This window comes from Ensifer adhaerens, assembly GCF_001270265.1.
Taxonomy (GTDB): domain Bacteria; phylum Pseudomonadota; class Alphaproteobacteria; order Rhizobiales; family Rhizobiaceae; genus Ensifer; species Ensifer adhaerens_B.
Map to the genome: position 1 here is coordinate 33,365 of NZ_LGAP01000044.1, position 10,429 is coordinate 43,793.

Annotated in this window: 11 protein-coding genes; 6 read left to right on the plus strand and 5 right to left on the minus strand. The window is 58.9% G+C overall.

The window, feature by feature from the left end; all coding sequences use genetic code 11:
• Nucleotides 1–25: 25 nt before the first annotated feature.
• Nucleotides 26–421, minus strand: coding sequence for a hypothetical protein (locus AC244_RS32540; protein WP_053252957.1), 396 nt, complete (start codon nucleotides 419–421; stop codon nucleotides 26–28).
• Nucleotides 422–584: 163 nt separating this feature from the next.
• On the opposite strand from AC244_RS32540, the gene AC244_RS32545 reads away from it, so the two are divergent.
• The 3 genes from AC244_RS32545 to AC244_RS32555 all read left to right on the plus strand — a co-directional run bounded on the left by AC244_RS32545 (nucleotide 585) and on the right by AC244_RS32555 (nucleotide 4,204).
• Nucleotides 585–1,139, plus strand: a complete 555-nt coding sequence (locus AC244_RS32545; RefSeq protein WP_053252958.1) for a hypothetical protein — start codon at nucleotides 585–587, stop codon at nucleotides 1,137–1,139.
• Nucleotides 1,140–1,249: 110 nt separating this feature from the next.
• A complete protein-coding gene (locus AC244_RS32550) occupies nucleotides 1,250–2,146 on the plus strand; it encodes an FTR1 family iron permease (protein ID WP_414735986.1) in 897 nt (298 codons plus the stop codon).
• Nucleotides 2,147–2,488: 342 nt separating this feature from the next.
• Nucleotides 2,489–4,204 carry a GMC oxidoreductase gene (locus AC244_RS32555; protein WP_053252960.1) on the plus strand — a complete coding sequence of 572 codons (1,716 nt, stop codon included), beginning with the start codon at nucleotides 2,489–2,491 and terminating at the stop codon, nucleotides 4,202–4,204.
• A 290-nt stretch (nucleotides 4,205–4,494) separates the two neighbouring features.
• Here AC244_RS32555 and AC244_RS32560 read toward each other — a convergent pair whose 3' ends face one another.
• Both AC244_RS32560 and AC244_RS32565 read right to left on the minus strand, forming a co-directional pair.
• Complete coding sequence (locus AC244_RS32560; protein ID WP_053252961.1) at nucleotides 4,495–4,902, minus strand: type II toxin-antitoxin system VapC family toxin; 408 nt, start codon at nucleotides 4,900–4,902, stop codon at nucleotides 4,495–4,497.
• Nucleotides 4,902–5,156 (minus strand): type II toxin-antitoxin system Phd/YefM family antitoxin, encoded by a 255-nt coding sequence (locus tag AC244_RS32565; RefSeq protein ID WP_053252962.1) that lies wholly within the window; start codon nucleotides 5,154–5,156, stop codon nucleotides 4,902–4,904. Before AC244_RS32565 ends, AC244_RS32560 begins: the two co-directional genes overlap by 1 nt.
• Before the next feature lie 386 nt (nucleotides 5,157–5,542).
• Here AC244_RS32565 and AC244_RS32570 point away from each other — a divergent pair, with 386 nt between their 5' ends.
• From AC244_RS32570 to AC244_RS32580, 3 genes are all read left to right on the plus strand, one after another.
• Complete coding sequence (locus tag AC244_RS32570; RefSeq protein ID WP_053252963.1) at nucleotides 5,543–6,058, plus strand: tyrosine-type recombinase/integrase; 516 nt, start codon at nucleotides 5,543–5,545, stop codon at nucleotides 6,056–6,058.
• Nucleotides 6,058–7,497: a DUF6880 family protein gene (locus tag AC244_RS32575; RefSeq protein ID WP_053252964.1), complete on the plus strand. Its 1,440-nt coding sequence runs from the start codon at nucleotides 6,058–6,060 to the stop codon at nucleotides 7,495–7,497. Before AC244_RS32570 ends, AC244_RS32575 begins: the two co-directional genes overlap by 1 nt.
• A gap of 158 nt (nucleotides 7,498–7,655) precedes the next feature.
• Entirely contained in the window at nucleotides 7,656–8,879 is a 1,224-nt protein-coding gene (locus AC244_RS32580) for an NAD(P)-binding domain-containing protein (RefSeq protein WP_053252965.1), read from the plus strand.
• 225 nt (nucleotides 8,880–9,104) lie between these two features.
• Here AC244_RS32580 and AC244_RS32585 read toward each other — a convergent pair whose 3' ends face one another.
• Both AC244_RS32585 and AC244_RS32590 read right to left on the minus strand, forming a co-directional pair.
• Nucleotides 9,105–9,440, minus strand: coding sequence for a transposase (locus AC244_RS32585; protein ID WP_161807930.1), 336 nt, complete (start codon nucleotides 9,438–9,440; stop codon nucleotides 9,105–9,107).
• Nucleotides 9,441–9,647: 207 nt separating this feature from the next.
• Nucleotides 9,648–10,256, minus strand: coding sequence for a hypothetical protein (locus AC244_RS32590; RefSeq protein WP_053252966.1), 609 nt, complete (start codon nucleotides 10,254–10,256; stop codon nucleotides 9,648–9,650).
• Between the last annotated feature and the right edge of the window lie 173 nt (nucleotides 10,257–10,429).

Genomic DNA, 10,429 nt, shown 5'->3' on the forward strand with positions numbered 1-10,429 from the left:
GTTCATGCCTGCGCTCGGGGTTGCATCAGTGAGGCGATTGCCCGGTTGCAATGGCCAGGTGGTGTTCCTGGTGATGCATGCCAACCGTCATCACTCCGATGAAACCGAGGCCCCGGATCTTGTCGAGATCGCTTGCCTGCGCCGGCGTCACCGTCAACGTCGCGCCGCCAGGGATTTCAGCGGCCTCAAGCCGCCAGCCGTTGACCCCGTCCATGGTCATGACATGGGCGACCACCATCCGCCCGATCGAGGCGGCAACCGCCGGCGTGTCGCTTGTTGCCTCGAAACGAAGTCCGCCGCCGAATTCGCTCGACGAAACCTGCGTGGCGAGGGTTACATTTTGCATGTCGATCAGATGCTGGCGCAGGCCTTCGACGTCGACGCGCGACCAATCCGTCTTCCGATCTGCCTCCAGCAGCACGACGATTTCTTTCCCTCCCGAAATTGTCTACATTTTCGCTGGCGCAAAGATCCGCACAATTGCGTTCAGTAGTCATTCGCAACTGGTTGTTCCCGCAGCCGGGAATCATCTCCCACGGACGTTTCTCGGTCTCCGTTGTTTCAGTCGTTTCGAAGGATTTGCCATGAACATGGATAAGACAGTCATGACACTCGTGTTTGCTGCAACCCTTCTCGGGGCGGTGAGCAACGGGGAGGCGGCGGATGCAGAGGCCAGCGGTCTCGCCAATGTCAAGCAGTTCACCCTCGAGCATAATCACCAGCTGGTCGTGCAGGCGGAACTTCTGGAGGTCGCCGTTGCGGAGTCGCTCGAACGCGTGGCGATAATTCTGGCGGAGATGAAGGTGCTGATCGAGCGGAAGGGCGAGGCCGCTACCATGCTGCTCCTTGCGAACGAGGCCCAGGTTCTGATTGCAGACGCCTACGGGAAGAACCTCACTGACGGCGGATACGAGGCTGCGCTGTCGCTGCTGCCGGAAATTCTGGATGAGATACTGCTGGTGGTGGAATCTGGTGACTGGGAGGGAGGCGGAGCTCAAACGGCTGGAAGCATATGCGCTTTTCGACCCGGATACCGAACAACGTCTTATGCCGCGCGCGCCAGGCCTTGCTTTGAAGATGGAGGTAGGTTTCTGGGAGGGCAGCGTCTCTCGACCAGGACTTGGGAGCCTCATCGTTGATCGAGGCCCCATCCATGCGTTCAGGCAGACGGTGATGGAGATGAAGGCGGCAACCGAGGAAGCGGGAAGGGTGCTGAGCACGCGGCTCTGCCTTCCTGCAATCCCTGGCCATCCTTTTGCGGGAGGGACTGGAAGCGGTGCTCGTACTTGCATGCATGATCGGCGCACTGAAGGCGAGCGGCGTTCCGGCTGGTGGAGTGGACGGCTGGCGTAGGCCGGCAATCAGTGGAGTCATGGCGGCGCTGGCTGGATCGTTCATCCTTTGGCTCGCCGTCGGGAAAGTGTTCGCCATGACCACGCTACAACGCGAAATGCTTGAAGGCACTACCGCGCTAACAGCGGCTGCGGTTCTTATTTACGTAACCCACTGGATATTTCGGAAAGCCTATGTCAGCGACTGGGTCAGGGACATCCGGCGCAAGACCGCCGCGGCAGCCGAAGGAGGCATCGACGGAAAGAGCGCCTACCTCGGTCGCTTTACCCTCCTTTCCCTAGCCTTCCTGGTGGTTTTCCGCGAGGGTTTCGAGACGGTGTTGTTCTATGAAGCATTGCTGGTCGATGCTCCCGTTCTCCCAGTTCTTGCTGGACTTTTGGTCGGCGGGCTGCTCGCCGGAGCCGCGGCATATGCGATGCTCGCCCTTGAGGTGAAGCTGCCAGTTGGAGCCTTTTTCCGGCTCACCGGAGCCTTGCTTGCAATTCTTTGCGTCACTTTGGTTGGTAGCGGCGTCCGCGGCCTGCAGACCGCAGCTCTCGTGTCGGCGACGCCGGTGGCCTGGTTTCCGGATGTTCCCTGGCTTCAGCTATATTTCGGGCTCTATCCGGAGTCAGAAGCCTTGCTGGCGCAAGCGATTGTGGCGAGCCTGCTGATATGGTCGGTCGCATGGCTTCTGTCGGTCAAAACAAGAAGGTCGCTCGACGGCTCCGCCTGGAGGTGGCCGCCCGCCATCGCTGCCGATCGTTCCGTCTGCGACTTAACCTCTCAAAGGCCGGTCCTTGGAAAGGGGTGAGGTTCTAAAGCGTCCTGGCAGTGATCCAGAGTTGAGCAGCCGCTTCCGCAGTGGCAAGCCCTTGTCTGCGAAGCGGTGCAACAACCAGCACCCACTACCTTCAGCAAGTTGACGCGAACGGCTTTGATCCAGCGCAACGTTCTCTCCGTCCAGGGCTGTAAACTGTGAGGTATCGAGGACGGAGGAGCCGATGCGAAAGAGCGTCCAGGATGGGGTTAGCCGCAACTGCGTAGTTACTCGCAAGCCAAAAGGGATGCGCTTTGCCGATAGGGTTCAGCGCTTCGCTCATCGATCATTGTGCACAGGTTGGACTTCCGTCTCCTCGAAGAGAACTTCCCTTAGATGAGGATAAGGCGGCTTTCGGAGTTCGACGACAACTCTATCATCACGGCGGATATCGTAATCGTGGGGGCTGGCCCTGTGGGCCTGACAATAGCCGAGGAGTGTTCCAGGGCGGGAAGGAAGGTCGTCGTCGTCGAAAGCGGGCTTGAACTCGAAAGTCCCGAGCATTCTGCGCTCAATGAAGTTGAGAACGTCGGTGAGCTTCAAACCGAGGCACAGATCCGCAAGAGGGTAGAATTTCATGGTTCGCAAGCCAAGTTCTGGACGCCTGACGTGCAGCGCTTTGGCGTTCGGTGCAGAGCGCTCGGCGGGTCCACGCACGCATGGGCGGGAAAATCAGCCCCCTTTGATGCGCTAGACTTCCAGGCTCGAAGCTGGGTGCCCTATTCCGGCTGGCCAGTCGATCACGAACACATCGTGCCCTATCTCCTTCGTGCAATGAAGGTCCTCAACCTATGCCCAAAGGCACCGCCGGAACGCTTTGACAACGAAGGGCTACGTTCATTCTACTGGCAGTTTGCTCGCTCTCGCGTCGATCGCCTTGACATAATGCGGTTCGGACGAGAGTTCCTGGCCCGCCGGCCGGCCAATACCGACGTTCTTCTCGACGCGACAGTGAGGCACGTGGGTGTGAACGGCGATGGATCCCAGTTTTCTCACATGGATGTCGTGAGTGTTGGGGGCAAGCGCGCGCGCATTGAGGCCACGATTTGCGTGCTGGCTGCTGGCGGAATTGAGAATGCCCGGTTGTTGCTAGCGTCCACTGATGTCTTTTCGCAAGGAATCGGCAATCACTACGATGTCGTCGGGCGATTTCTTATGGACCACATCGCAGCGCGTGTGGGTAGGATCCCGACCGATCGAATGGCCGTGCTCACAAAACTTTTCGGTTTCTATGGAGTTCACCACGAAAATCGCGCGCACATGTTCGCCCATGGTCTTGCTCTAACCACTGCTGCCCAGGAACGCGAACAGATATCGAATGCCGCTGTCTTTTTCTCGACAGAACGTGCACCAGACGATCCATGGGTCGCCTTGAAGAGGCTGTTGCGTTCGCGCAGCGACAATGTCGGACGTGATGTTCTCTCCGTTGCCGCCGGTTCGGGATTCATCGCCAGGGGGATTGGTATGAAGATCCTCTCGGACCACCGCACGCCCAAGGTCTTCAAGGATCTTATCGTCAACACGGCGATTATGCTTTCGCCAAATCTCGTCGCCGACGAGTTCCAGTCCCGGGGTCTGCCCCACAAGTTGTCTGGGTTGCGCATAGAAGCGATCTGCGAACAGGCTCCAAATCCGGCGAGCAGGGTCAGCCTTAGTGAGCGGAGGGATAGGTTCGGTGTGCAGCTTGCCAGGATCGACTGGCAGATTAGCGATATCGACCACAAAACTTTGTTTAAAATTGCCGAGTTATCGCATGAGGCTCTCTCGCGCGCGGATCTGCCTACCCCGACACTTGAAGGCTGGGTAGCAGAACGGCGAACACAGGATCTCGTCATAATCGATATGGCGCATACGCTTGGCACGACACGCATGTCGGCGAACCCTAAGACGGGGGTCGTTGACATAAATTGCAGGGTTCACGGCATCAACAACTTATACATTGCCGGCGGCTCGGTGTTCCCGACCAGCGGTCACGCCAATCCGACGTTAATGATCCTGTCGCTTGCAATCCGGTTGGCCGATCATCTGAATTCGGAACTGGAGCGAGGCTAAAGGCAAAGAAATGCGCTCAGGCTCCGCCGCGGGCGCATATCGCTTTTGATAGCGTGACACCTATCAACTTTACGCTTTCCCAGACGTCCCCGTTTGCCCCCGGCACCGCTCGACAGCCGTCCCGTAACCCCACCTGCGCCGCCAACATCACGGTCAGAACAGGTCCGACCAGATGAGACGGGCGGCAGTTCGTTGGGGGGGGGAGTGCCGCCAGGGTTCGTGTCGACCGCAACACTACTCGGGTGGGAGACGTTCGACTTTTCGCGGTTCGGAGCCCGAGACTGAACTGCTCACGCCGGTGTCTCCCACGGATTGATCACAGATGCGTCTGTGTCTTCGAAATCCTTGACGTTGCGTGTGACAAGGATGAGATCGTGGACGATCACGGTCGCGGCGATCAACCCGTCGATATCGCCGCGGGGGCGGATTGCCGCGATGCGGCCCCATTCGACCGCGATCTGGTCGGCTATCGGCAAAATGCGGTCGCCATGGTCGTGGCGCAGCTTGCGCAGCCATTCGGTGAGGTGCGCTGCAGTCTTCGGATCCGACCTCTGTTTCAGAGCAATGCCGCGCATGATGTCGCCGAGGGTGAGCGCACTCAGGTGGATGCTGAGCGGATCGACAGAGCGCAGCCAGGACACCGCCTGCGGCGTGCCGCGTCGCGCCTCTGAGACGATGTTGGTGTCAACCAGATACATCAGAAGGCCACATCGCGGCTCGGCGTCTTGGCGCGTACATTCAGCGCATCAGCGAGCTGATCGTCCCAAGCGGGACCGCCAAGCAGATCATCGACCAGCGTTGGCCGGCCGGCGCGCAGAGCGTCGTCGTCATGAGCGGACAGCACGACGGCCGTGCGCTCACCGCGCAGCGTGACAATCTGCGGCCCTTCATGGCGCGCCTTCTGCACCACCTTCGAGAATTGGTTCTTGGCGTCCTGCAGTTGCCATTCCATCCGATTGCTCCAACATAGCTAGCCTGTCTAGCTATGTACTCTGACTTGCCGGAGAATTAAAGGGAAGCCGTTTCAGCACATTCGATGATTCGCCCCTCAATTTATGTGGCGTTCGCCCCATGGTTGTTTTATGCAAGTGCGCAAGGATGATCCTTTTGGGTGAGGGATCGCCAAGGAGACAATTGGAGGAACATGCCGACGGCCGCCCGACGTGCGGCGCTTCTCGACACCAAAGAACCAACCGACGCCACTTGCTCTTGCGCTCAATCGTGCAGCGTTTCCCGCAAGCTGAGCGAAGCCACTGAAATCTTAGTTTGGTTTGCCGGGCGTACGGTAGGATTACGCCGGTACACGAAAGCTGTTTCAAAAAATCGAGAGTGATAAGCATGGGCGATGCCATTGAGCCTCGTGAGGAACTGGAAGGCACGACAGCGACCGAGCAGGAGCGCGGCCTCAGAGTGCGCCTTCTTGAAGAGCGCGACACAGCAGTGGTGCGTGACATGCGGCGGGAGCATGTTAATCTCAAGGAAGCGCGGATCTGGATTCCGCGCCTCAAGAATGGGCTGTCCGTGGAACAGCCGATCGCCGGTGACGAATTGCGGGCGATCAGACGGTGGCTCGCTACACGTCGGGACCACCTGCCATGGCTCTTCATCTCCGAGCGCAAGCAGCCATTCACCCGTCAGGCCGTCAACTACATTGTCGCCAGCGCCGCAACGCGGGGCGGCCTCGTGAATGTCCATCCCCACACGCTTCGGCACTCTTGCGGCTTTTCGCTCGCCAATCGCGGGCACGATCTACGCCTCATCCAGGACTATCTCGGCCATCGTGACCCGAAGCACACTGCCCATTACACCCGCGTCGCGGCCAGCCGCTTTGATGGTCTGTGGGGAGCGCACTGATGGCCGGGCGCAGAGCAATTACCGCCGAGAGGCTGACGGCGCTTGGTGCTGAACGCATGGCCGAAATTCTTGTCACGCTCGCCGAGGAAGATCGCGACATCAAGCGGCGTTTGCGGCTGGAACTCGCCGAACAGGATGGCGGAGATGAACTTGCTGCCGAGATCGGCAAACGCCTGGCCTCGATAAGGAAGGCTTCTTCGTTCATCGATTGGCAGAAACGGCGGGAGTTCGAAAAGGATCTTGATCTGCAGCGCGAGATGATCACCGAGCGCATCGCCAAAACCAGACCCGACCTGGCATTGGACCTGATGTGGCGCTTCATGGCTCTGGCGGAACCGGTCATCAATCGGGTCGACGACAGCAATGGCGTCGTCGGCGAGATCTTTCGGCAGGCCGGTCATGAGCTGGGGGAGGTCGCGGCCAAGGCCAGGCCGGAACCGCTGCTGCTTGCCGAGCAGACATTCGATGCCGTCACCAGCAATCACTACGGCGAATATGACCGGTTGATCCCCGCCATCATGCCAGCGCTGGGCACGGAGGGCATCGATCATTTGAAAGCCAAGCTTCATGATGCCCTTGATCGACGGCCGCGACGAAATGGCGAATATGATCATGGGGCGGCCGCCATTGCCCGGACCCTGCGCGAAATGGCCGATGGCGAAGACGATGTTGACGCCTTCATCGCTCTGACCCCGTCGAAAGCACAGCAGACGCCGAGGGGCGCCGCCGGCATTGCGCGACGGCTTCTCACGGCAGGGCGCGCGCAAGAGGCGATGATCGCGCTACAGAAAGGCGCGCCAAACCAAGAGGCCGTCGCCACGCATGATCTCTGGGTCGACGGATACCATGGTCATTTCGGCCATTCCGAATGGGAAGATGTCTATATCGATGTGTTTGACGCGACCGGCGAGCCTGAAAAGGCACAGCAGATACGTTGGGACAGCTTCGAAAAGCACCTTCTGGTCGATCGCCTACGAGACTACCTGAAAAGGCTCCCCGACTTTGACGATGTCATCGCCGAGGAAAAAGCCATGGCTCATGCGCTGACCTTTTCCAACATGATGTCGGCATTGGATTTATTCATCGAATGGCCGGCGTATGATCACGCCGCCAAGCTCATCGCCCAACGGCACACGGAGATCGATGGCAATGCCTATTATCTGCTCACTCCAGCCGCCCGCGCACTCGAAGGGAACCACCCGCTCGCTGCCGTGCTGCTACGGCGCGCGATGATCAACGACACGCTGGACCGCGCGAAGTCGACCCGGTACCGCCATGCCGCCCGCCACCTTGCGGAGTGCCAGTCGCTCAACAGCGCGATTTCGGACTATGCAGATCTTGGCGATCATGCAGCGTTCCTCGCATCGCTACGGGACAAGCATCGACGCAAGGAAGGCTTCTGGGGAAGGGTCCGGGAATTCTCGGGCGAAGGGAAATAACGTTCTTTATACGTTCTAGCTGTTGTCGTTTTTGAGCAGCTATGAGGTCATTGGGCCTTCCTCGTGCGGAATCAGAAACATCGACGCCAGGGCAGCCCGGATGGATACCGCGGCTTCAACGTGGTAACTTGTAATCTCTATAGCTGAGGGCTTTTGCCATGGGCGAGACCGTCGAAACGGTGGTCGTGGGCGGCGGGCAGGCAGGTCTTGCACTCAGCTTCCATTTAAAGAGGCTCAGGCGAGAGCATCTGATTTTTGAGCGGGCCCGTATCGCGGAGCGATGGCGCAGCGAGCGTTGGGATTCGTTGATGTTCCAGTTTCCCAACTGGTCCATCAACCTTCCGGGCTTTGCTTATCCCGCCGCCGATCCCGATGGCTTTTCATCGAAAGGTGATGTGGTCGGGTTCATTGGCGACTATGCCAAAGCGATTGAAGCGCCCGTCCGGCAAGGCGTTGAAGTCCGGTCTATTCAGCAGGACGAAACCTCGGAGCGCTTCCTCGTCACGACTGGCGATGGCGCGGTGCGAGCCGTAAACGTCGTTCTGGCCATCGGCCCATATCACGCTCCAGTCGTTCCGGATTTCTGCCGATTCATCCCGACCAGGATTTTTCAAATCCATTCGCGAGACTATAAATCCCCGAAGCATTTGCCGGCAGGTGCTGCATTGGTGGTGGGCTGTGGGGCGTCCGGTCTCCAGATCGCCGAAGAACTGAATGCCAACGGACGTCGGACATACCTGTCGGTCGGGCGGCATCAAAGGACTCCGAGGCGGTATGGCGGGCGTGACGTCTATTGGTGGCTCGACGTCCTGGGGATCCTTCATCAACCGGCTGGAGAGACTCGCAACCGGCGCTTCAGCCCCCATGTCACGGGGGTCGGTGGCGGTCACGACATCCATCTTCGGAAGTTCGCAGCCGACGGCATGGTTCTGGCCGGAAAACTGCGGGGCGCTTCCGACAACAAACTGTTCTTCGCTCAGGACCTACAGGGCAATCTCGATTTGGCCGAGGCTTGCTGCAGCGAGCTTACCAACATGATGTGGGATTATGCTCAGGCAAATGGCTTGAGTTTGACTGCTGAAGACCCGCCCGAGGCGATGATGTCTTCCATGCCCGAATTGGCGAACCCCATTGGGGAACTGGATATGGCGGGCGCGGGCATCACATCGATAATATGGTGCACCGGCTTCCGGTATGACTTCGGAATAGTAAAGCCCAGAGTTCTCGATGAATTGGGGCGACCGGTCCACACGCGGGGGGTGACCCGCTGTGCGGGGTTCTATTTTCTTGGTCTGCGTGACATGTATACCATGAGGTCCTCGCATCTTTCCGGTGTTGGAGATGATGCCGCCCACATCGCCAGACATATCGGAGGAGAATAGGGCATCTCGCCTGCCTTTGCCTCAGCGATGAGCTGAGTTACGCGGAAGGCCGGAATCCACCCTTCCGCGACATTGACGTGCCGTATCGCACGGCCTGCTCAAGCCCACCACGGTTCTCTTCTGAATTTGACCCTGATTGCGCTGGTGACGGCCATCTCCTCAACAAGGGCCGTATCGGCGTCGGCACCCACATGGGCTTTGAAGCCATGAACCGATGGTCGACCCTTAATGCTTGACCCGATGGCCCCCTTCATCATCCTCACTGGCCGAGGCGATGATCGTCGCATCGACAAGCGTGCCGCTCTTCACCTCGATCGCTTTGGCCTTGAACTGGCGGGTGATCTCATCGAACACGGTCTTGTCCAGACCATGGGCCACAAGGGCTTTTCGAAAACGCACGAAAGCCGTTCGCTCAGGTGTCGGCTCTGAAGCTGAGAACCCGCGGTACCGTCGAAACGTTCCTCTGCCGTCCAGCGCCTCGGCAAGCTTGACGTCGGACCAGTCGTACCAGATCGACAGCGGGCCAGGCAGGCTCGCCCTTCGCAGAGCAGGAAATAACACAAAGGACCCGATCGACCGGCACCCAGTCAATCAGTCTGGCAAGCTCATCCAAAGACTAATGCTGGCCGCGATCAGCGGCAAAACCGAACTTTTCCTGACCAATGCGCCGACGTGAGATCGCATCCCTCAATCCATTGTTCAGATTGATAGAATCATAGTTGTTCGCTTCGGTCCAGGCACCCTCGCACGGGTCTCCCTTATACTCGATCATACTCCGGATTGCTGTTCTGTCGATCGCTCGATGCCCAGATCGATTTGGTCTGGTTCGGCTGGCGGTTCCACCTCCGTCGCCTGCTGTGCCGCGAGCTCCTCGCGAACCTGATCGATCTTGCCGATTGCCGAGCCGACCCCCAGCACGTCCTTTGCCCAGGTCAACACCTCCGAATCAACAGCTTTACCTTCGATCGACTGCCCAGTGCTGATGTTCTTGTTTGCGGCCGAAATCAGGGCCGCGCTCAGGGCCTCATCGCTGAGGGCTGGATCAATCGGCTCGGCGCCGGCGCCGTTCTCCAGTTCGAACTGCGCATAGGCCATTACATAGGCGCGGATCGCGGCGATCTCAGGGCTCTGCGAGTTCATGTAGGCGTGGTAGTCGCGCTTCAGCGAATTCAGGCTGCCAAGCTTCGAGGCCAGGTTCTGAGCCTCGCGTCGAACGGGATTCTGCCTGGATTTAGCGTTGGTCGCCGCCAGGTCGGTCTTCGTGCTCTTGGTGTTTTTGTTGCTTTTTTCCGTCGCTACATTTGGAGTTTGTCTTTTCGTAGGTTCGCTCTTCTTGCCGAGAAACTTGTCGAGCGCGGCAGCGATCGGATCCTTCATCGTTGCTGTTCCCGTCCCGGCATTGCGGGATTCGGACTTATCTCGGCTAGCAGCCTGTCGGACTGGGTATTTGCGAGATAGACGGCGTACGGGCCGCGTTGCCTTGGAGAACGCAGGCGATTGCTTTGGCTGGTGTTGTCGTCAACAGGCAGGTTTTAGACAGTTTGGAGTCC

Excerpts from the sequence above, each read along its gene's own strand:
- AC244_RS32565 (WP_053252962.1), bottom strand. The coding sequence starts at position 5,156 with ATGGAATGGCAACTGCAGGACGCCAAGAACCAATTCTCGAAGGTGGTG.
- AC244_RS32560 (WP_053252961.1), bottom strand. The coding sequence starts at position 4,902 with ATGTATCTGGTTGACACCAACATCGTCTCAGAGGCGCGACGCGGCACG.
- AC244_RS32590 (WP_053252966.1), bottom strand. The coding sequence starts at position 10,256 with ATGAAGGATCCGATCGCTGCCGCGCTCGACAAGTTTCTCGGCAAGAAG.
- AC244_RS32580 (WP_053252965.1), top strand. The coding sequence starts at position 7,656 with ATGGGCGAGACCGTCGAAACGGTGGTCGTGGGCGGCGGGCAGGCAGGT.
- AC244_RS32575 (WP_053252964.1), top strand. The coding sequence starts at position 6,058 with ATGGCCGGGCGCAGAGCAATTACCGCCGAGAGGCTGACGGCGCTTGGT.
- AC244_RS32545 (WP_053252958.1), top strand. The coding sequence starts at position 585 with ATGAACATGGATAAGACAGTCATGACACTCGTGTTTGCTGCAACCCTT.
- AC244_RS32555 (WP_053252960.1), top strand. The coding sequence starts at position 2,489 with ATGAGGATAAGGCGGCTTTCGGAGTTCGACGACAACTCTATCATCACG.
- AC244_RS32570 (WP_053252963.1), top strand. The coding sequence starts at position 5,543 with ATGGGCGATGCCATTGAGCCTCGTGAGGAACTGGAAGGCACGACAGCG.